Source organism: Dapis purpurea BLCC-M126 (assembly GCF_050015975.1).
Lineage (GTDB): Bacteria > Cyanobacteriota > Cyanobacteriia > Cyanobacteriales > Microcoleaceae > Trichodesmium.
This window is the reverse complement of the sequence record NZ_JBNHER010000151.1, coordinates 1,768-23,657: the sequence shown is the minus strand read 5'-3', so window position 1 is coordinate 23,657 and position 21,890 is coordinate 1,768. Positions and strand designations below refer to the sequence as shown.

General features: G+C 34.0%; 15 protein-coding genes and 1 pseudogene. 8 read left to right on the top strand and 8 right to left on the bottom strand.

Going from position 1 to position 21,890, the window contains the following annotated elements:
- Window positions 1–1,435 precede the first annotated feature (1,435 nt).
- Entirely contained in the window at window positions 1,436–2,308 is an 873-nt protein-coding gene (gene btpA, locus ACP6PL_RS13680; RefSeq protein ID WP_426545824.1) for a photosystem I biogenesis protein BtpA, read from the bottom strand.
- 976 nt (window positions 2,309–3,284) lie between these two features.
- Here btpA and ACP6PL_RS13675 point away from each other — a divergent pair.
- The 3 genes from ACP6PL_RS13675 (at window position 3,285) to ACP6PL_RS13665 (ending at window position 6,225) form a co-directional block, all read left to right on the top strand.
- Entirely contained in the window at window positions 3,285–4,217 is a 933-nt protein-coding gene (locus ACP6PL_RS13675) for an SGNH/GDSL hydrolase family protein (protein WP_426545809.1), read from the top strand.
- A gap of 464 nt (window positions 4,218–4,681) precedes the next feature.
- The gene (locus ACP6PL_RS13670; protein ID WP_426545808.1) at window positions 4,682–5,293 is read left to right on the top strand and encodes a GUN4 domain-containing protein; all 612 of its coding nucleotides are present in this window, start codon (window positions 4,682–4,684) and stop codon (window positions 5,291–5,293) included.
- A 677-nt stretch (window positions 5,294–5,970) separates the two neighbouring features.
- Entirely contained in the window at window positions 5,971–6,225 is a 255-nt protein-coding gene (locus ACP6PL_RS13665; RefSeq protein ID WP_426545807.1) for a hypothetical protein, read from the top strand.
- A 96-nt stretch (window positions 6,226–6,321) separates the two neighbouring features.
- Here ACP6PL_RS13665 and ACP6PL_RS13660 read toward each other — a convergent pair whose 3' ends face one another.
- Window positions 6,322–7,356 carry an AI-2E family transporter gene (locus ACP6PL_RS13660; RefSeq protein ID WP_426545806.1) on the bottom strand — a complete coding sequence of 345 codons (1,035 nt, stop codon included), beginning with the start codon at window positions 7,354–7,356 and terminating at the stop codon, window positions 6,322–6,324.
- 1,222 nt (window positions 7,357–8,578) lie between these two features.
- Here ACP6PL_RS13660 and ACP6PL_RS13655 point away from each other — a divergent pair.
- From ACP6PL_RS13655 to ACP6PL_RS13645, 3 genes are all read left to right on the top strand, one after another.
- Window positions 8,579–8,788, top strand: a complete 210-nt coding sequence (locus ACP6PL_RS13655; protein WP_426545805.1) for a hypothetical protein — start codon at window positions 8,579–8,581, stop codon at window positions 8,786–8,788.
- A 162-nt stretch (window positions 8,789–8,950) separates the two neighbouring features.
- Complete coding sequence (locus tag ACP6PL_RS13650) at window positions 8,951–9,844, top strand: dipeptidase (RefSeq protein ID WP_426545804.1); 894 nt, start codon at window positions 8,951–8,953, stop codon at window positions 9,842–9,844.
- 50 nt (window positions 9,845–9,894) lie between these two features.
- The gene (locus tag ACP6PL_RS13645; protein WP_426545803.1) at window positions 9,895–10,803 is read left to right on the top strand and encodes an AEC family transporter; all 909 of its coding nucleotides are present in this window, start codon (window positions 9,895–9,897) and stop codon (window positions 10,801–10,803) included.
- A gap of 1,474 nt (window positions 10,804–12,277) precedes the next feature.
- Here ACP6PL_RS13645 and ACP6PL_RS13640 read toward each other — a convergent pair.
- Window positions 12,278–12,673: a SpoIIAA family protein gene (locus ACP6PL_RS13640; protein ID WP_426545802.1), complete on the bottom strand. Its 396-nt coding sequence runs from the start codon at window positions 12,671–12,673 to the stop codon at window positions 12,278–12,280.
- A gap of 1,675 nt (window positions 12,674–14,348) precedes the next feature.
- Window positions 14,349–16,073: an ABC transporter ATP-binding protein gene (locus ACP6PL_RS13635; protein ID WP_426545801.1), complete on the bottom strand. Its 1,725-nt coding sequence runs from the start codon at window positions 16,071–16,073 to the stop codon at window positions 14,349–14,351.
- Window positions 16,074–16,493: 420 nt separating this feature from the next.
- Here ACP6PL_RS13635 and ACP6PL_RS13630 point away from each other — a divergent pair, with 420 nt between their 5' ends.
- Together ACP6PL_RS13630 and ACP6PL_RS13625 are read left to right on the top strand one after the other, a co-directional pair.
- Entirely contained in the window at window positions 16,494–16,907 is a 414-nt protein-coding gene (locus tag ACP6PL_RS13630; protein WP_426545800.1) for a hypothetical protein, read from the top strand.
- A gap of 308 nt (window positions 16,908–17,215) precedes the next feature.
- Window positions 17,216–17,707 (top strand): peptidoglycan-binding domain-containing protein, encoded by a 492-nt coding sequence (locus ACP6PL_RS13625; protein ID WP_426545799.1) that lies wholly within the window; start codon window positions 17,216–17,218, stop codon window positions 17,705–17,707.
- Window positions 17,708–18,326: 619 nt separating this feature from the next.
- Here ACP6PL_RS13625 and ACP6PL_RS13620 read toward each other — a convergent pair.
- The 4 genes and pseudogenes from ACP6PL_RS13620 to ACP6PL_RS13605 all read right to left on the bottom strand — a co-directional run.
- Window positions 18,327–18,491: a hypothetical protein gene (locus tag ACP6PL_RS13620; protein WP_168186638.1), complete on the bottom strand. Its 165-nt coding sequence runs from the start codon at window positions 18,489–18,491 to the stop codon at window positions 18,327–18,329.
- A 175-nt stretch (window positions 18,492–18,666) separates the two neighbouring features.
- Complete coding sequence (locus ACP6PL_RS13615) at window positions 18,667–19,095, bottom strand: universal stress protein (RefSeq protein WP_426545798.1); 429 nt, start codon at window positions 19,093–19,095, stop codon at window positions 18,667–18,669.
- Between the two features lie 187 nt (window positions 19,096–19,282).
- Window positions 19,283–20,788 (bottom strand): alanine/glycine:cation symporter family protein, encoded by a 1,506-nt coding sequence (locus ACP6PL_RS13610; protein WP_426545797.1) that lies wholly within the window; start codon window positions 20,786–20,788, stop codon window positions 19,283–19,285.
- A 429-nt stretch (window positions 20,789–21,217) separates the two neighbouring features.
- Window positions 21,218–21,491 (bottom strand): annotated as a pseudogene (locus tag ACP6PL_RS13605) (IS66 family transposase); the annotation flags it as partial.
- Window positions 21,492–21,890 lie beyond the last annotated feature (399 nt).

The window sequence follows — 21,890 nt, the reverse complement described above, 5'->3', positions numbered from 1 at the left end:
TGTGATGTTTGATTTACCATTATAGCTTATAGATATTTACAACAACATTCTCTCCTGAATAGGAATCAAACAATAGATACAGTAGATTGTAAGTTTGTAAAGTACAGAACAGGAAAACCCAATTTAAATCAAATCTTTTGTCTGCCTATTTTTTCAGTGTCGTATAATTAAAATATATCAATAATTACTTTAAATCTCTAGAAAATAAGGTATGAAAATTGATGTGGAGTTAAAAACTATGCCAGCTTATCTATATTGAATAGAGTACATATGGTCATTTAAAATAAGGATGTAAAATTTTTTCTACTCAAACTCTGTTATAGCAAGAAATACTTGTCTCAATCTAAATTAAAATGACTATAAATTTAGACAGACTGTACTTGAAGTTTAGACTATAACTTTAGCTTTGTTTTAATTATCTAATTACTTAATACATCGAAGTGGGTTAATGTTAATAGTTAAAACTTTTATTTTTTGAAATTTAAAGTCACAATTGAGAGATTATATCAAACTAAATGAACAGTAATTATACTTTGAAATTATTTTGATTTACACTCATAAATTTAATAGAAAGCTTGAGTTACAGACATAGATATATGAGACAAATAAGAAATTGAATGTATCAGGAAATATAAAAAATAAGATAGGGAATAGGGAATAGGGAATACGCGAAGAAAGAATTATTTGTCATCTCTAATTCACCATAACTTTAGGATTATAAATACTGGGCGTTGGTGAATCAACCTATGAAATCTAAGTTTGGCCAAATATAAAACTATTTTTAGTTAATAGTTAGGCGTTTTTGCTGGCGCAAAGCTTTTCTAAGTCATTCTCCCCATTCATGTCGCGCAGCGTTTTTCATGTCAGCAACAGCTGTTAATGCGAGTTATGCGCTAGCAAAACGCTTGTTGTGCGGAGTGCTAAACGCTTTTCATGTTCCGGATCAAAACGGCTGTCGCCTACTGAAATGCTGCGAACATTTTTGCGCAGCATTCTACAGGAAAACACAGTAGGGATATAGAAATTAGTATTAGACTGTACCTCACCATGCAGGTAAAGTGGTACACTTTCTTATTTGAAGTTAATCTCGCCATTAAATCACATATTATCACCGGAGTCCTCTAGCAATATTGACTGATAAATCAAATGGTGGCGATCGCCACCATTATCTGACTTGACTACCGATTAATTCTAGAAATAGAGTTTCGGTGAAGAAGAATTTACGGAAAAATTTTGGTCTAAAGCCTCACCCTTAAGCGGGTGACTTTTTGATTGATTAAGCAAGATGATATAAGCTATAGTATTATTAGTAACGGTTGGGCAATCCGAAACATTAAACGGATGCCAAGCTTTACGTAAGCAAAACATCAACCGGCCTAGGAATCTCACCCTCAGTAAGAATTCCCCCACCTAATAGCTGGGGAGGATGTCAAATTTAGATTGTGTTGATAGAGGAAGATGAATCTATGGTTTCTGTTTGCCAATTCTGATAATCTTTTTCCTTATTTGCTACACTCCGCCGAGTAGCTTCGACAAACTGACTCACACGAATAGGGTCTATTGGTTGGTCTATTTGTCCATGTCGCTTGAGGGAGCTAGACACAATGACACCATCTGCAGCTTGCATTAAGGTAGAAATATTGTCCCAGTTTGCACCACTACCGATAAATACTGGGGTGTCTGCTGCTATTGCACTAGCTAATTCTAAATCTGCTAAACTAGGGGGACTCCCTGTAGCCCAGCCGGAGAGAATCACCCCATCAGCAAGACCACGTTCAATTGTTTCTTGGATGGCTGTCGTTAGATTTGGCGAACCCAAGGGTCGGGCGTGTTTGACTAAAACATCTGCCAAGATTTTGACATCACTACCCAGTTCTCGACGATAGCTTAAAAGTTGATGTGCTATACCTTCAATCAATCCTTGATCTGTGGCCATAACTCCAGTCAGAACATTCACGCGGATAAATTGGGCTTCTACACAAGAAGCGATCGCCATAGCACTTTGGCCATCATTGCGCAAAACGTTAATCCCTATTGGTAGGGAAACCAAGTTCATAATCTTTTGTACTAACAGGGTCATGGCACTGACTACAGCCGGATCGACTTGGTCTTTAACAAAAGGAGCATCGAAAAAGTTTTCTACTATGATGCCATCTACACCTCCTGATGCAAAGGCTGTAGCTTCTCTTTCTGCTCTACTGATAATTGCTTGGAGGTCACCTCCCCAAAGAGGTGAGGTCGGCAGAGGTTGTAAATGTACTACCCCAATGATTGGATTTCTAGTTTTAAATATTTGCTTTAAGTCCACGGGTTTACCTGAAACCACGGTTATGTGACGTTCACTCACCCTTAACCGCAAGGGGTATAACGGGAGCTTCTCAACTTTGCAGTTTGAGCTTTCTGCTTCAAGGGCTGACCAAGGTCTAAGCCTCCACAGACATCAACGATGAGACACACCGCCGTTTAGAATCAGAAATTATGGCGACTCACAAGGATGCCCAATATGAGTTTAACCTTTTCATGGGTTAACGCTTGACTTACTCAATTGCTCCCCATATTTGTTAGTTATTGTCTATATGCTATTACAGGTGCTTTTTACCGCTACTCCTGATAGGACTTAATCTTAACATATTCTTGGGATCTCGAAACGCTATGCCCAACAATTTAACTCCCGTTAAATCAAGGGTTATAACGGGAAGGGAATTGTCGGATCAAGACGAAGAATTAAACTAACTTACTTAAGTATATAGCTAAAAATATACTAAAAATTTGATTTCTGTATGGCAATTTTAAGTAAAATCCAATTGTACTTAAAATTATCTTAAAAACGATCAAAAAATTGCCAAAATACTATACTCAACAGTTATTGTGTAGGAGCAATTGAGTTATAATTTATTTATATATGACAATTATCATACTTGTGATGTCTAGAGTTCTAGGCTTTAGGCAATACCCTAATTGGCAAGATAGAAAAGAAAAAAATAAAAACAACTATACCTTATAAAGGTTGAGAAACACTATATAGTTATCCTATTTTTAGTTGTAATTAATCTAGAAGTTGGGACTCTGTATAGAAGTTGCATAGAACTTATTACCTTTCTATGTAGCTAGAGTTGAAATGGCTCTGATTGGAGTTAAGTTGTTATTTAATTTAGGAAAATCTAGCCAGAATTAGTATAAGATAATTGAGGTTGGTAAAAAAAGATTGATAACTCTGAAATTTAAAACTAAATCATTGAAAGTAAAATTAATAATTGGCATAATTTATTAGGAATTTTAGATTAGTGAAAGCTCTATTCATAGTTTCAGTAATTATAATTTGCTTATTGGGGATATTAGAAATAGGACTCCGCCTAGTCGTTGGTTTTGGCAATCCTCTGATTTATAATGCAGATAGTCAAATTGGTTATCTTTTGAAACCAAATCAAAATGTAAGTCGCTTTGGAAACCGGATAAAAATTAATCAGTATTCTATGCGTTCTGAGCCGATAGAAGAGTCAAGAGAAAATACTAGATTGAGAATATTTTTACTAGGAGACTCTGTGGCTAATGGTAATTGGTGGACAGATCAAGATGAGACAATTTCTGCAATTATAGAGAAGCAATTAAATGAAAAATTAGGTCAAGATAAAACTGTTGAAGTTCTTAATGCTTCAGCTAACTCTTGGGGACCTAGAAATGAACTTGCTTATTTAGAAAGGTTTGGTTTATTTGATTCTCAAATTATAGTATTACTGATTAATACTGATGATTTATTTGCTAAAGCACCTAGTTCATTAGTTGTAGGAGTAGATCAGAATTATCCAGACAAAAAACCTCCTTCTGCAATAGCTGAAGTGATAAGTCGCTATTTATTACCATCACCAAAAGTTCCAGAAGTTAAAGAAGAAGGAGATAGAGTTGGTTTTAATTTAGAAGCGATTAAAAAAATCCAGGAAATTGTGAATCAAAACAATACTCAATTTATCTTAGCAATGACTCCTTTACTACGGGAAATAGGCGAACCAGGACCTCGTGATTATGAAATTAAAACTCGTCAACGTTTAGATAATTTTACCTTAACTGAAAATATTATATATCTAGATTTATTACCTATTTTTAAATCTATGTCAGAACCTGCTAATTTATATAGAGACCATATTCATCTAAGTCCTGAAGGTAATCAGGTTGTTAGTGAAACGATTAGTAAATCAATTATTAATTATAATCAGTTTTGAAGCAGGTATAATAAGTCAGAAATCAGAATGAATAATTACAGCAATTTGCCTGGATGGTGAGGTAAAGTTTAATACGAATTTTTATTCTCTATATTCTTAAACTTCTCAAGCTTTGTACTTCATCAACAATATCAAAAATCCTGTAATTAGTAACAGATTCAAATCTACCCTTAGATTAAGATCGCGAAATCTTGATCGTTTACAGGTATGTTAAACAAATTTATTTAACCAAGCCTACTATATAATTACTAATTTGGTAGTTTATTAACTACAGTATCAATAGGTTTTTAAATATTTTTTTTAAATTATCAAATTAAGATTTCATTCTTGTTAAGCTAATCTGATACAATCACTGTACTACACTTACATGAAATAGGCTGTATCAATTTTGATTCCTGAATTATTTCTTGTTGAGCATTTGGTCAGAAATATTAGTTATTTTTGAGAAAAATTTAGGAGGAATTATGTCTAACGAACCAGAAACAAAAGAGATAATAACATCTACTTCCACTGATGAGTCTCTATCAGTGCAACAGAATTCCAGAGAGTTAGAATTATCAGAAAGAGTGGCGGAACTAGAAAAAAAATTAGATCAAGCACTAATGTTAATTTCTGATATTTACCTTTATGGAAAATTGAGAGATTTACTAGCAGCAGGTAAATGGAAAGAAGCAGACCAAGAAACTGCAAGAGTTATGTTAGAAATATCTGGTAAAACTGATAAAGAAAACCTGATTCCTGATGATGTCATAAAATTTCCATGTAGTGTAATTAATTTAATCGATCAACTTTGGATTAAATATAGTAATGGACGCTTTGGCTTTAGCGTACAAAAAAAAGTTTACGAAAGTATGGGGGGAACTTTTGATATTTCTCAAATTGATATGAAAGTTATGGAAAGTGTGGCTGAAAAAATTGGAGTGCGATTAAAAGGCAAACCCATACCTTATAAAAATCTCAAATTTAGCTTAGAAACACCTCCAGGTGGTCTTCCTATTGCTTGGTGGAGTTCTCCTTATGGAGCTAAGTCAGCAGTCTACTTTTTAGCTCGCTTGAATGCTTGTAACATTGATTGAATATTTATGAATTTTTTGACTGTTAACAAGCAAAAATAGTAAAAACTATGCTAGAAGAAATATATAAGTATGTAGGAAAAATTATTGGCATTGTTGATTTGAGGTATGAGTTTATTCATTATCAATTAATAATGGATAATTACCTCTTGTTAAAACCGTACTTGATTGAAGATAAGGAAACCTTGTTTATTTTCTCTTGGTCTATTATATATGGCGTTTAGCGCTCCGTACAACTTAATTTTTTCCTGCGTAATGCTGTGCAAACATTTCAGTTTGCGTAGCATTCCGCAGGAAAGGAAAAGCCGGAGTGACAGCAAAAAATGACCACTTTTTCTCTTAAAATAGAAAGCTTTAAACCGAATTGATTAATTCTCAATTATCCATTGGTAAATTCTGACTCTTGTACGGGCGAATAGCCGTTCGTTCCTACTACCAAAATATTACAATCAATAGGATTACTACATATTAAGTTCAAATTAAATAGAAAATCATTGTTGACAGAGAACACCGGAACATAATTAGGTAGACTAAATTATTTTTGATCTACTTATACTTATAAAGTATACAAATATCTTTTTTCCCCTACTCCCTACTCCCTAATTCCTACTCTCTGAAAAATGTTAAATTAATTTAAATTTTGCACAGGTACTGAATATAATTTTGGAGGTGACTTGATAATGGAAGAAAAAAAACTTAATTTGAAACAAGTTATATTTTCTGGAGTAATGATGGCTTTGATGGGTTTAGTAATTGGATTAGCCGCAGCCGAGATGAGTAAAAATCGTTATCAATGTTGTAATTTAACTAAAATAGATCAAGGGTATAGTAGTGCAAAAGCACCTCGTACTTATGCGACAGTAGGTGCAATTTTGGGATTTGCTATAGGGTCAATTCAAGAAACTGTAAGGTCTCTCACGCCAGAAGATGAATAAAAGTCAAAAATTTTGATTATTTTTTTCATCTTATGTATCTATAAAGCTGCCAACTATTAATTATTTAATTATCAACTATCAACTGTGGGAATTATTTCACAGCATAGAGGTTTTTTGTTGCCAAGGATCTAAGATATCTTTGAATAAAGTTTCCTCAATCCAAGTTTTAGCTACTACTGTTAAAGGTAAAGCTAAAATTAAACCTAAAATTCCAAAAAAAGTAGTGAAGAAAATTTGACATCCTAGAGTAACAGCAGGTAAAAGTGAGACTTGTTTTGCCATAACAGTTGGACTTAGCCAGTAGCTTTCAAGATTCTGAATAATAATATATAAAATTCCTACCGCAGCTATTTTCCAAGGAGCATCTAAAAGAGCAACCATTATGGGAAAAACTATACTCATAGTCGGACCTATATTAGGAATAAAATTGAGTAAACCTGCTAGTAAAGCATGAGTCAAAACTAAATCAATTTGTAATAGTAATAAACCAATACCACTACAGGTTGCTACAAAAAGAGAATTAATTACTATTCCACCAAACCAATTGCCTAATGCTACCTCACACTTTGATAGAATTTCATCTGCACGGCGCCGATAAAAAGAAGGAAATAAAAGTAATCCTACTCGTCGATAGGATTGAGCATTAACTAAAAACATTATTGTTAATACAAATACTAAAAGTACCTGCAAGAATACTATAAAAGTATTAGAAAAAATCTTAAAAAAGTTGCTAAATAACTGAGTACCGAATGTTTGTGTTTGTACTAGCATATCAGTGGCAGTTGGTGGTGCTGGAAATAAATCAGGTCTTTGTTGATATAACTGCACAAGTTGAGAGCGGACTTCTTTAAATACATCAGGTATTAAGGCAACTAATTTTTGAAACTGGGAAATAAAAGGTGGTACAACTAGCAACAAAAATAGAAGTATAATTAATGCTGATAAACTTAATGTAGCAATTACAGCTAGGTTTCTTTTAATACCCCATCTATTTAATTTTTGTACTAATCTATTTAAGGCAGTTGCTAAAACTATTGCAGCAAATATTAATAGTACGAGTCGTTGAATTTCCCAAAGGATATATAGGGAAATAAGCAAACTAAAAAAGCCTAACCATTTACCAAAATTCATATTTTTCGTTAGTTATCGGAGTTACTACTGCTGTGACAATTTAAAGTTGAGAAATAAATCATTAAATCTCATCTATTGTTTGCTTTCCCCTTTTGTCTTCTAAGTAAGTTTCTCAACTTATCAATATAAAGTTTTTCAAGCACTACCTTAACTGTAGCAATTCAAGAAAATATATTAATCTAGCTATTATTATAAAGCTGAAAAGATAAAATTTGCGACAATTACAGTAACAGAATATTTATAATTAACAGCTTTGTCTAAAAATAGGGGGGTTAAATTCAGAATAGTCGATCAATACTTTGAAACTTTTCTCTTTTTAGAGAGACCTTGACTTTATAGGGTTTCTTAGTAAGCATAAGGTATACTTGTATTTTTATTCCCTATTCCTTATTCCCTATTCGCTGTCCTCTATTCCCTAAAACCTAGAATTTTGTATCTGAGTGGTATAGGAATTGCTATATAGAGAATTTTCATTAATGAATGATAGATAATTACCTCTGGTTAAAACCGTACTTGATTTAAGATAAGGAAATCTTATTTCTTTTCTGTTGGTCGATTGGATATGGCGTTTAGCGCTCAACAAAACGCGCGTTTTGCTAGCGCACAACTTTCCTATCCGAATGCTAAAGCAAAGGCACTTCGGTTGTTGCCGACATGAAAAACGGAGTTATGCACCAGCAAAACTACTGCTTTTTCTCCTTAAAATGACAGGCTTTAAACCGAATTAATTAATTCTCAGTTATCAATTATCTATTGGTAATAAAATCAAGAAAGTATATTTTTTTTAGTAGTTCTAAAATATGAAGAATATCAGAACTATTTGGTTAGTCAAATATTTTCTATTCCTGATTACTGAAAGTCTGATAAGAGATAAGTTACCTGTTTCCTCATACTAATATTATTTGTTTACCGAAAAATTAAAGTCTAAAACTTATCCTGAAAAGGCTATCCATTATCAACAACTCCTAAAACCATTTTCTGATAGGGAGATTTGTGGCTTGGGAGTACTAAATTACAGAATCATAACAACCGATTTTTAAATACATTTACTGTTATGAAATATCCTTCTTTTGTTAAATTTGATGTTAATAAATATGTAGATAAAGCCTAGTTTTAAAGGGATATTTAAATATTACTAATGAATTATTTAAACCTATAATTTTGTGATACTAATTTTGAGGTGTAATCTAGATGAATTTATCAAAAAATCCAGTCTTTATTCTTGTCAATCGTTTTACTTTCTTTCACAGTACATGGATGTACCATCTCTAACAAAAAATTACCACCATCTCCTGAAGTAACTCCAGAGCAGCAACAAAAAGTATTAACTCCTGAAGAAATACACGAAAAAGTTTTAACAATTGACAGTCATATAGACTGGCCTTATCGTCAATTTAGATATCCTGATTTTCAACCCAATATCAGACATTAACCAGGAGAATTAAACAGTGGTCAATGGGATATTGTGCGGATGGAAGAAGGTGGATTAGATGCTGTATTTATGTCAGTATTTACTCCTCAAAAAGAGCGGAATCAGCAAGGACATAATCGGGCAAAAGCTGAAGCAATCAAAATGATTTAAATAACAAAAGATATGGTTAATTCAAATTCAGAAAAAGTTGAACTTGCCTTAAATCCAGAGGATGCTGAACGGTTGAATAAAATGGGAAAAATGGCAATATTTATAGGAATGGAAAATGGCTATCCAATTGGTAAAGATATTAGTAATGTTAAATTTTTCTACGACCAAGGTATTAGATATATAACAATAACTCATTCCCAAAATAATGAACTAGCCGATTCTTATACTGATGAAAAACAAGAATGGAATGGGTTAAGTTCTCTGGGAGAAAAAGCTGTCAAAGAAATGAATCGTTTGGGTCTCATGGTCCATATTTCCCATGTCCATGACGATACATTTTGGGATGTAATTAAGTTAACAAAAGCACTAGTTATCGCATCTCATTCTAGTGCTAGGTCTCTAGAAAATCATCCCCGAAATATGAGTGATGAAATGTTAAAAGCTGTCAAAGAAAACGGTGGGGTTGTACAAGTTTGTATTTTTGATACCTATATTAAAAAACTGCCCCAAACAGCAGAAAGAAAAAAAGCAATGAAAATAATTGAAAAAGAAATAGCTGCTTTGAGAAATGAAAAACTAAGCCAACCAGAAATAGAATCACTTAGAGAAAAATATCATCAAATTAATCAGAAATATCGCAAAAATAAACCCACTGTTGCCGATGTAGTAGATCATATAGATTATATGGTAAAAGTTATGGGTATTAATCATGTTGGTATTGGTTCAGATTTAGATGGCGGTGGTGGAGTTAGAGGAATTAATGATGTTTCAGAAATGCCAAATATTACAAAAGAATTAGTAGCACGCGGATATACTGAAGAGGATATTCAAAAAATTTGGGGTGAAAACTTAATAAGAGTTTTTAGTGAAGTGCAAAAGGTAGCTCAAGAAATTCAGAACCAATAAATTTCTGGAAAATAACTTTGTAAAATGATTGGCTCAGAATTTTGTCAACTATGATTGAGATTTTCTTTTCGGTTGTATCTGCTGTTTTTCCAGTGGGGTGTATAGTTTTAACTGGTTTTATATTTGGCAAAAATTTTTCTATTGATGAACCTACACTTTCTAAACTGGCTTTGTATGTATTATTTCCTGCATTACTAACCGATATAATGTATCAAACTACTATTAGTATTGAGGAAGCAATAGGGATATTTATAGCCTTTGGATTAACTTATCTTTTACTCTGTTTAATCTCTTGGGGAATAGGAAGAAAATTAGGTTTTTCGGAGTCTCTACAAAAAAGTTTATTGGCGACTACAGCTTTACCTAATTCTGGAAATATGGGATTACCTGTAACTTTATTTGCATTGGGAGAGGTGGGTTTAGAAAGAGCTGTAATTTATTTAATATCATGGAATCTAATTGTCATGAGTACAATGCCCGCTATTCTGAAAGGCGGAGGATTTCGGTCTGGTATTATTTTTACTTTTAAAGTACCGATAATTTGGGGAATGATTTTAGGTTTAATTCTGAATATTTTGGAGATTAAATTACCTCTGAAACTTGATGATGGTTTACATCTTTTGAGGGAAGCCGCAATTCCAATTTCTTTATTATTGATGGGAATACAAATATCTAAAAATCGTTTTCAACCAGGTAATTATGAGTTATGTAGTAGTTTACTCCGTTTGTTAGGAGGAGCATTTGTTGCTTATTTAGTTGGTAAAATTCTGAGGTTGGAAATGCTTGATTTACAAGTTTTAGTATTACAAAGTGCTATGCCAAGTGCTTTAGCTTCTTTTTTAATGGTTAGTGAATTTGGTGGGGATGCGACACGAACTTCTAAGGTTGTAGTAGTATCAACGCTGTTATCTTTTTTAACTTTACCTATAGTATTGTGGGTGATTGGGACAACATTTTGATATGATCCTAATTAGGGTTTGCGCTCAAAAGTTTTATGGGTAAGGGTAGGAGTCAGGAGACAGGAGACAGGAGACAGGAGAAATGGGAATTATAGGGGAGGTACTCGAAAAATTATTCCTCAATTTTTCTGCCATAATCATCTCAAAATAATAACTTTTTGCAGCTCTATCCACCAAAAAGCTGTTACTTTTTAAGGGCTCAAAAATGCTCAAGTCTTCATCTGTCAATACTTTCATAATTAATCAGCAAGCCCTAATTAGAGTCTACTAAAAAAGTTTTTGCTTCTGAAAAGCAATAGGTAAGAGGCAATAGACCAGAGTTTTTAGAGGTTTAATTCAAGTCAAACATTTCACTATAATAGTTGAAATTTTGCAGATTATTTTGAATGATTCATATCCAAAAATTATCAAGATATCAATTAATAGTTTTCTGCAAAAGTTTGATTTCTAACTTGCCATTAAGGATGGAGTTTCATTTAACTTTTCAGACTATATTCAAAGCCCTAATTTTAACTAAAATCTGGCAAAAAGCTTAAGTATTTAGCAGTCACCTGGCCTTTTACATAGGAACTGCGTTATCAGCAATTAGCTCAGTAAGTTATGCAAAATTAATTACCGAAATATTGTGGTTTAAAGCCTCCCTTTTTAAGGGGATAATAAATAAAAAATTTCCTGTTCGTCAATCCTCTTCTTTTCAAGGAGAGGTAATTCTCAATTCTTAATTCTCAATTCTCAATTCTCAATTCTCAATTCTTGAAAGATAGTCTAGATGCTGAACAACTTATATTGTAAAAATTATAGGGAATAAAATTAGGTAATTAATTTTGCCTAGGTAATTATATTGAGCAATAATTATGAGAATACAAATCCCTATCTAAAGTTATCTATATCCCATTTATTCAATGCTAAAAGCTGACTGCTAATAGCTGAATAATTACTAAAAAGCTAAAAAATCTATTACCTCATACTAAATTCAAACAAGATAGTTATAGCAATTTTCATTAATATAGAGTACAGAGATTTGGGTTGAAAGGAAGAAGGAAGAAGGCTTTAGTTATCTAGGAGAGAAGGAAGAAGGCTTTAGTTATCTAGGAGAGAAGGAAGAAATTTTGTAGTCTACCTTTGTGAAAACCGCTATAAAGTGAAAATAGAGAGTAGAGACTAAGGAGTAGGTGGTAGTTAACTGGAGGTAAGAAATAAAAATAGGGAAAACCTTCGCTCTCTAAATTGTCCCATTTTAGTGTAATTTTTTTTGTTTTCCAATCAGTCTATTCCTTGGTTTAATTCAAGTTTATATAATTTTTTAGTTGATTTAGTGACAGATTATAGGGTTTTTCAGGCTGATGAGGTACACCTATTTTTATTTCTTTTCTGTTCCTTATTCCCAGTTAAATGTTCCCTAAAACAAATGAATTTTGTACCTCAGCAACATGGGAATTGCTACATTATCTAGACTAGATTAAGAGTTTCAAATTTAACTTTGTGTAATTAATTGTGCATTACTACTTATTATCCATTCTAAAGCCTGGTCTTTTTCTGACCAATAAAAACATTTTATCTCGATCTTGGCAATATTACTAAAAATTTTATTACTAAAAACAGCCAACTTATGTACCCAAGCTTGATCACATACAACCGCTTTTTTCTCAAAATATTTTAGATTTGGGAAAGCAAATTTTAAGTCTTTCCATAAACCTACCATAGATATTCCTTGAAACTTTTTAACTTCAACATAAACTCGTAATTTAGGTTGAGATTTTAATCTTTCCTCAACTAAATTTTTCATTTTTTCAATGTCTTTTGTTTCAATTTTCCCATCAATACTAAGACCAATGATGTTATGATTCGCTAGAGGTATAATTTCCATCATAGTAGTTTTCTCCTTTTGGGATACTTATAATTTTAATCTGTTATTTTTTTGTAGAGCTTCCTAAGATTTTATCTCCCTTTATAGATAGAGTGATTATAATTCCTATATTTCCTCGATTTTCACCTATTAATTCACTTGGAACACTTTTAAACTTTTCCCTAAAAGTTTTCTGATTTCACAACATTTCTATCTCTACAAGGAATTAAAAAAATTTATCTTAATCTAGTTCAAAAGAATACCCTTATTAGTTCTGACTTATGACTTGCTAAGAAGCATTTAAAATTACTCTTAGCTTAACTACCAATCTTAGGAATTAAACGTACTTGCTTAATGTGTTTATTTCATCAAAGATGCTAATCTCAACTCTGTTTAAGTTTGAGATTTCTTATTCCTAATTTATCTGTGAAAGTTATAGATTTTCTCTCCTCTAAATGGGAACTTTCAAAGGTTTTATGTTCCATAAACGAAGAATAACGCTTAAACTTAGGAAATGCTTTTTTCAGAGGTTTATTTTTTTTGCAGTTATTGTACAATCTGACCATAGAAGAGAAGACAAAGCTATTTCTGCCATAGCTTGTTTTACTTGAGAGTTAAATTTAGCTCCCAATTTAAGCTATTTGCCTCATACTTTCCAATATTTCTGTAGTTTAACTTGAATGCTACCTTTACAATCAAGACATAAACCAACACATTTTTCCAGAATAAATTGACTGACTTAGATTACTTCATCTATTACTGAGTATTAAGTTTTATTAGCTTTAACTTTAAACTAGAAAACAAAAGGTATCTACTTAATACTTACTTCTAGACTATAACTTAACTTTAACGCAAGTTGATTAAGACTGCCACCAAAGAAGTTCATTTGTTTACATTTTTTAAAACAAGCAAGTCGTTTTTTATCCCTTTAATGAACTAGGATATATTTCCAACTCCCAAATATTTTTCAGTAAAAAATACAAGCATATTTTATTTTTTTAAAGTAAAAACATTTACTGAGAATATTTCAGATATTCAGATCTACTTTGACTAGAAAATAAGGTCAATAGCCTCCCCTTAAAAGGATATAAAAAGCGGTCGTTTTGCTGGTGCATAATACCTATTTCTGAAAAATTTTGCTATATTTGATTAGGTGGAGAAGTGTAGTACCCACCCCTAACCCCTCCCAGAAGGGGAAGTGTGGGAGGTGGGGGGAGAGATAAATATAGGAATAATAATGAATGACTTGACTGATAATTCAAAAACTGATTTTCAATCTGGCTAATTAGTTGACTGTTGAAGTCTTAGTGAAGTATAGTATTAATGTATAATAATTGGTATAACTCCGTATAATGGCTATCCCCGACATGAAAAGCGGAGTATCCTGTAGAATACAATGCTGAAGTTTCCCGCTCTGGTAGAGCACGCTATATCTAATCGACCAAGAAAAAAGAAAATTTAGTATTTTAAGCCTTCCTATTCCACGAGCTACTATAGAACTGTTTCACTTTTCGGCTGTTGCCGACATGAAAAGTGAAGTTCCTCTGTAGGAGGCTAACTTATAACTGAACTACCCGACACTTTAAAATAGGAATTGAGTCTCTCAATAGTCCCATATCAATTGATTTTGTATAAAGCTAATTGCTGATAGGTAGTTACAACCCACGAGGCTAGCTGAAAGCTGAATACTTACAAGATATTAACTAAACTGTTTCTGATAGAAACGAGTGTAAAGTTCACCTTTTTCTAATAATTCTGCATGGGTACCTGACTCTAAAATTTCACCATTTTCCATAACTAAAATTCGATGAGCACGTCGCACAGTTGCCAGTCTATGGGCAATAATAAATACTGTCCTGCCCTTCATCAATCTTTCCAACGCTTCTTGTACTAAATATTCAGATTCAGAATCAAGAGAAGAAGTGGCTTCATCTAATATTAATATCCTCGGATTTTCTAATACTGCACGAGCGATCGCTATTCTTTGTCTTTGCCCTCCAGATAAATTAACTCCCCTTTCACCTACCCAAGTTTGATAACCTTCCGGGAGCTTAGTAATAAACTGATGAGCATTAGCAACTTTAGCTGCCTCTTTTACAGCATCAATATTATAATCTAGTTGACCAAAAGCAATATTTTGTGAAATTTTTCCTGAAAATAATGTTACCTCCTGAGGTACAATTCCAATTTGTCTTCTCAGACTTGCAAGAGTAACATCTTGAACATTAATATTATCAATTAATATTTCCCCTGAGTGAGCATCATAAAATCTAGGTAGCAAATTTACAAGTGTAGTTTTTCCTGCTCCAGAAGCACCAACCAAAGCAATTATCTCTCCTGAATTTACTAACAAATTCATATTTTTTAAAACCTGCTTTTCAGGATTATAAGAAAAACAAACATTCTTATACTCTACTTTTCCCATTATGGCAGGAAGAGGTATCGCATCTGATTTTTCTATAACTTGAGGTTGAATTTTTAACAGTTCAAAAACCCGGTCGCAAGAAGCTTCACCTTGTTTAAAATCACTATAATTACTTGTTGTTAAAGAAATTGGATCGATTAACAAAGCTACACCGGTTAGATAACTAATAAAACCTTCTCCAGTCATATTTCCCTGAGATATTTGCCATCCCCCCAAAAAAAACAAAAAAACTACACTCATTGCTTCCAAGAAACCGACTACTACAAACTGAAGAGCTTTAACTTTTTCTGTCATGTATTTTGCTTGTCGGTTTTGTTCAGCTTCCACAGAAAATTGAGCAATTTGATATTCCTCAGCAGCAAAAGCTTGAACTACTCTAATACCACTAAATACCTCTGTTATTAAAGCTGATAAATTAGAAATGTGATTTTGACTTTTATGGGAAAAAGAAAGTAATAACTCTCCAAACCAACCTATTAACAATGCCATTAAAGGTGCAATAATTAAAGTTGCCAGAGTTAACTGCCAATTCAAATAAATCATGTACCCTAGTACAACAATTAATTGTAAAATGCAAGGAACAAATTGGTGAAAAAATTTATTGATAACTTCTCCCGTCCGGTCAATATCTTCTGTAATTCGATATGAAAGGTCTCCAGTTTTTGAGTTTTCAAAGTAACTAATATTTAGTCTTTGTAGATGAGAATAAACTTGTTTACGCAAATCTAAAGCAATAGTTAAAGCTGCTTTTGCCATCAGGGTATCTTGACCATACTGTACAGTACCCTTAATCAGAAAAATGATAGCTGTGAGACTTGCCAGTTGAGCGATCGCCCCCACATCTCCCCTGCCGATATAACCTGCCATTTCACCCATTAGCCAAGCTAAAATCGGCCAGAAAATAGTAAACACTAATGTACAGGCCAATGCCTTGACAATAGTTGGCCAATAGTTATAAATATATGGTAAAAGCTGCCAATAATTGGAGCTTGATTTCAATATGCCAAGCTTGATTTGATGTTTCAAAATATGAGATTTCTATATTAAAAATAAAAAAAACTTGCTTTTAGTGATTTAGCATGATAAAAACATTCTAACGTCAAGTTGTAGGAAAGTCTGCTGAGGTCTAAGTAGTCCATCCTAAAAAGTAAAGGCCAGCTCAATTTTATTTGGTAGTTTTACTTGACTTGAGTTATATAATTTCTGTGATATTCTGTATGTGCGAATTTCGCACTTATCTATCCGATTCTTGGCATAGACTGGGAGTACATCTACTAAACCGCAAATCTAATTTTTACATCTAGATTTAAAGTCCCGCTTCAGAGGTATCTTTAAATTTAGGATGTAATTGTTAATTAGGTAATCAGGTAAAATACTGTTTGGCAGTAGTTCATTTAATTTGATTAAACAGAGGAATTTATGGAAACATTAGCATTTTCCCATTTAGCCTTCAGTGCAGAAGACTCTGATAATAAAGAGTTTACTGTCTGTGTAGACTTCAAAAAGCTATCCAGTGTTGGTGCAATGGGTTTACTATCTGCTGCTACTTTAGCTGGAGCAATGAGCTTAACTGCTGATTCTGCTTCTGCTTATGGTGGTTATGGCTATGGTAGCTACGGTGGCTATGGTGGCTATGGTAATTATGGTCGTTCTCGTAGCTATGGTCGTAACTCTGGTCACTACTATAAAAAAGTTGTTAGTAGCTCCTACAACCGTTCCTATGGTCACTCTCGTGGCTACGGTAGCTATGGTAGCCGTGGTGGATACGGTCGCTACGGTAGTGGCTATGGTGGTGGCTACGGTGGCTACGGTGGTGGCTACGGCTGCTACTAAGCTTTTGATATCCTCAAAGTCCACAATATAATAGAGACTAATTGAGGACTTTGATAATTTTTTTGAATATTATGCATAAACAATCTACCTAACATGGTAGCCTAGTAATGCAACTAAGGAAATTGCATAATTTCCTTAGTTAATATTCTAAATTTAACTAAATCCTCTGGAGTTGTATACTTCACGGGATTACCAAAAATAAAATTTACTTTTTTTGAGTGTCGCACTGCAAAAGATATCGAGAATGCTATAAGGCAAGTCGATAGCCACTCACAAAAAAATGTCAAATATTACTCATTAGAGGAGTTATGGAAACACTAGCATATTCTCACCTAGCTACCGCAGAAGAAAGTTCTACAGTTGAACCCACCTTTGCATCAGTAAACTGGAAAAGATTCTCTAGCTTAGGTATGATGGGTCTTCTATCAGCCGCTACTATTTTAGGTGCCCTCAGCACAACTGCCGATTCCGCTGCTGCTTGTTATAACCCTTGTCGTGGTTATGGCCATGGCTATAAGTCTTCAGGTAAGGGATATCATCGTCCCCACTATCGCCATGCTTCTTACAAGGGTCATCGTCGTCACCGCCGTCATGGATATTATCTTCACTATGGTAGCCGTGGACATAGAGTAGCTAGGTTGCAACACCAACTAGGAATTATGGGCTATTTCCATCATCCTCGTGCAACTGGCTATTTTGGTCGTAAAACTAAGTATGCAGTTAAAGCATTCCAACGCGATGTTGGCTTAAGACCAGATGGTATTGTTGGACCTCGTACCAGAGCAGCTTTAGGTTTTTAAAGATAAAAATTAGCTTTAGTGCTGATGAGGTTGAGCAAACTAAGGAAAATCAGAGTTTTTCACCTCGCAGTTATTCAAAGTTATTAATGTAATACCAGGAGTAACAACCTAAATAGATTACTCCTGGTAATTATCATATTCAAAAAAGCGTTGCTGAATCAAAGGATGAATCTTTACGGAACAGTTCATTAATTGATAATTGATAATTGATAATTACCTCTGGTTAAAACCGTACGGGAATTGAAGATAAGGAAATATCCTAGCACTTTTTTTCCCCTTAAAAGGGGAGGCTTTAAACCAGAATTATTTAATTATTAATTATTAATAATTAATAATTGGGTAAACCCTATCTTTATAATTACTCTGCCTCCAAATCTACAATTCATCCCACACCACAAATATGCAACGCCTGAAAAAGAGTATCTTTCAGTAGATTTGAGTAATATTTCAGCTTCTGTTTTTACCCCTTAGATAACTTTAAGCTTAACTTTGTAGTTACCCGATTGGCCAATTTGGAACACTCTCTGTTATGACTGTTCCCCATAGACATATCATGCTGTCGAAAAAAAATCCGTTCTCCAAGGTATTCAAACAGTCTTTAACACAAGTTGACTAATTTCTATAATGTCCTTTTTTCAGTTTTTTGCCAAGGTGGATTAGCAATATACTCACCATAAAACAAACTAAATTTCCAAAAAATTTTCAGCCAATGGAGAATAGTTTGCCTAATATATTGAATGAGTGTGTGGTATTGATTCACCCCAAATGTAGGAGTTCTTAACATATTTCCTACTCCTCTATCTAGTGGAAGGTAGTTCTATATATTATTGTATGATCCCTACTAATCATTCAGGATAGTCCTCTTAATTAAAGTTAATAAAGAATAGGTTAAGATTAAAAATAACTAGATTTTTCCTTATAGAAGGAAAAATCTACTTTTTGACTTGGATGTAATGGGTTTACTTTCGCAGCACTAAAACAGGGCAATTGGAATACCTGACAACCCGTTCAGCAACAGATCCCAATAAAAATCGACCAATACCAGTATGTCCATGGGAAGGAATTATAATTAACTCCACTTTTTTTTCGTGAGCATAGTCCAAGATTTCTGGAGCGGGAGTTCCGATCGCCACACTAAAATTAATACCTTCATATTCCTGCTCTGAGAATTGTTCATGAAACACCTTTTTCACCTGCTGTTTGCGACTCTGGTCATCAACAGTATGCCACCTTACTCCTGGTTCAGCAGGAGTAAGACGGGGCAAGACATGAAGCACCCATAAATGAGAAATATCTGCAACAAATTCTAGAGCCACATTAATTGCCTTAATAGATTCATCAGAAAAATCTATGGGCACAAGTACCGAGTTTTTAGGAAATATACTCATTGCTTTTTTGATAGTGGAAGAAAGAAGAAGGGAGAAGTAAGAAGGAAGAAGGAAGACCGAAGTTGAGAAAATTGGATAGGAGTATTTTATCCAACTCACTCCACTTCTACAAACTCCAACTATTTGTAGATATTACTAGTGACAGTGGGATATTAAACCCATAAAGGAAAAGATAAACAGAAAAGTTTTACTTAACAGGAACCATCTCTCCTTTTCCGAGACGACTCATATAATTTTGTAAATCCTTTGCTACTTGACCACACAAAAAATAGCCACCCAAAATATTAGGAAAAGCCATTGACAGTAAAGTAGCATCACTAAAATTAATTACAGAAGATGGGTTAGATACCGAACCGACAAAAGCAGCAACCAAAAACAAGATTTTGTAAATAATTAAGCCTCTACCACCAGACAAATAATCCCAACAACGTTCGCCGTAGTAACTCCAAGAAATCATTGTGGAAAACGCAAAACAGAAAACAGCGATCGCTAATAAAATTGGAAACCATGCCAAAACAGTACCAAAAGCAGCAGAAGTTAATTCTGCTCCTTTCTTCGCTTCTCGCAAAGCAGCAAACTCATCAGCATTATATACCTTAGTAATTACAATCACCAAAGCCGTCATATTGCACACAACAATAGTATCAATAAATGGCTCCAAAAGCGCTACTAAACCCTCACGAATAGGTTCATCAGTTCTAGCAGCAGAGTGAGCGATCGCTGCAGAACCTACACCAGCTTCATTAGAAAAAACAGAACGTTGAAACCCTTGAATAATCACACCAACAACACCACCCTCTATTGCCTTGGGAGCAAAAGCACCAGAAACAATAGTAGCGATCGCCCCAGGAATTTCGGTAATATTAGCTAGGAGAATAAATAGGGAAGCCAAAACATAGAGTAAACACATCACAGGTACAAGAGTACCTGCCACCATACCAATACGCTGAATACCACCAATAATTACCAGCCCCACTAAAACTACAAGTACTAAACCATAAACCCAACTAGGCAAAGGCAATACAGTAGAAACAGCTCCATAAGACTGATTTGCTTGGAACATATTAGCGCCACCGAAAGCAGCAGAAATACACAATACAGAGAACAGGACAGCGAGAACTCTACCTAAAGTTCCCTGCCCCATTTCTGCTAAACCTGCCGATAGATAGCGCATCGGTCCACCAGAAATAGTACCATCAGGTTTAATAATGCGATATTTTTGAGCCAGGGTACATTCTACAAATTTACTGGTCATCCCAAAAAAACCAGCGATCGTCATCCAAAATGCAGCCCCAGGTCCCCCAATACTAACGGCTACAGCTACACCTGCAATATTGCCTAATCCTACAGTTCCTGACAATGCTGCAGCCAAAGCTTGAAAATGAGATACTTCTCCTTGATCTTCGGGGTCATCGTATTTACCTCTGACGATATCAATAGCGTGTTTGAAAGCACGAATATTGATAAATTGCATTCTAATAGTAAAAAAAATTGCGCCAATAATCAGCCATAAAACAATTAAAGGAAAACCACCAAGACTAAAGAAAAGGATGCTAAATATTACATTTACAAAACCTGAAAAAGCTTGATCTATGCTTGTAATGAAACTATCTGCTGTTTCTGGTTCTGTTGCTAAAGCAACAGTTGGTATTAATAGAAACAGTAGCATATATAGCCAAATTCGTCTTTTCATTTTCAACTTTACCTGCTAATAATTTTTCTTAACTAAACACTTATACCATGAAAGTATAAATATTCAGCCATAGTAAAGGAAGCATTAAACTTTGTTATGATAAGTACCTTTGCAAAATTAATTTAACCTTTTTAAGAGAGTAGGGAAGTTAAAAGTTAAAAGTAAGATTTTATAGTTTTACAACTTTGACCCCACAGTAATTTTATGAATTATTTCACATTTCAACATAAGTACCGTAGACTAGGTTGATGGTATTTATATATACCACTTTGAAAAAAAATGTTATAAAAAGGTGTGTCTTGATCGCAGATGCTTAAAAAGAGATGCTCTAATTCATTTGTAAGGATTTAGGTGAGAACGATCGCTACCCAAGTCAAGATCTGTAACTTCCAGAAATCTTCTAGACGGTAAGGTTGAAGTATAAGATGTAGGAATCAGGGACATATTTGATGACAGTTCTTTACTGGTAAGCACTACCAAAGACTTTTCAAAGAAATCAACCACAGAATCTCCCTGGCGATGACAGGTTTGCACTACACTCAGCAAAGCAGGCTGTGTACTGAAATCGCTCCATCCTTCTTGAGCCACCACTAACTTTCCGTTTGTTGATTGCCAAGCGTAATCAACGTTCTGCCAGATTATTATCAGGCGCAATCTCTGGATGAAATAGAAAATACCACCATTTATCTGCATAATCACGGATAAAATATGAGAGTATCAAATTTTTAAAAAATTAGTAGACCCCATACTAGATAAGCTGTTACGAAGTGCGAATCCCCCTACATCAAAACTTTAATAAAAATCTCGTAAAAATACTAATGCCAAAAGTTTTTGCTTCGACCATACTTGGTAAAGAAATCACACACAAAAACCAACTTTAAATTTCTAAAAGTCAGTTTTTTTGAAATCAAAAATTATTTAAAGGAGATTTATCAATGAGATACCAATATTTCCGAGGCGAACGAGGCGAACGAGGCGAACAACAAGGACCAGGCGCACAAAACGAACGACAATCAGGACCAGGCGAACAACAAGGCAGACAACAAAGACCAGGCGCACAAAACGAACGACAATCAGGACCAGGCGAACAACAAGGACCAGG

Coding starts and splice junctions, on each gene's coding strand:
- ACP6PL_RS13670 (WP_426545808.1), top strand. CDS start 4,682: ATGTCTAACGAACCAGAAACAAAAGAGATAATAACATCTACTTCCACT.
- ACP6PL_RS13665 (WP_426545807.1), top strand. CDS start 5,971: ATGGAAGAAAAAAAACTTAATTTGAAACAAGTTATATTTTCTGGAGTA.
- ACP6PL_RS13660 (WP_426545806.1), bottom strand. CDS start 7,356: ATGAATTTTGGTAAATGGTTAGGCTTTTTTAGTTTGCTTATTTCCCTA.
- ACP6PL_RS13650 (WP_426545804.1), top strand. CDS start 8,951: ATGGTTAATTCAAATTCAGAAAAAGTTGAACTTGCCTTAAATCCAGAG.
- ACP6PL_RS13645 (WP_426545803.1), top strand. CDS start 9,895: ATGATTGAGATTTTCTTTTCGGTTGTATCTGCTGTTTTTCCAGTGGGG.
- ACP6PL_RS13640 (WP_426545802.1), bottom strand. CDS start 12,673: ATGATGGAAATTATACCTCTAGCGAATCATAACATCATTGGTCTTAGT.
- ACP6PL_RS13630 (WP_426545800.1), top strand. CDS start 16,494: ATGGAAACATTAGCATTTTCCCATTTAGCCTTCAGTGCAGAAGACTCT.
- ACP6PL_RS13625 (WP_426545799.1), top strand. CDS start 17,216: ATGGAAACACTAGCATATTCTCACCTAGCTACCGCAGAAGAAAGTTCT.
- ACP6PL_RS13620 (WP_168186638.1), bottom strand. CDS start 18,491: ATGTTAAGAACTCCTACATTTGGGGTGAATCAATACCACACACTCATT.
- ACP6PL_RS13615 (WP_426545798.1), bottom strand. CDS start 19,095: ATGAGTATATTTCCTAAAAACTCGGTACTTGTGCCCATAGATTTTTCT.
- ACP6PL_RS13610 (WP_426545797.1), bottom strand. CDS start 20,788: ATGAAAAGACGAATTTGGCTATATATGCTACTGTTTCTATTAATACCA.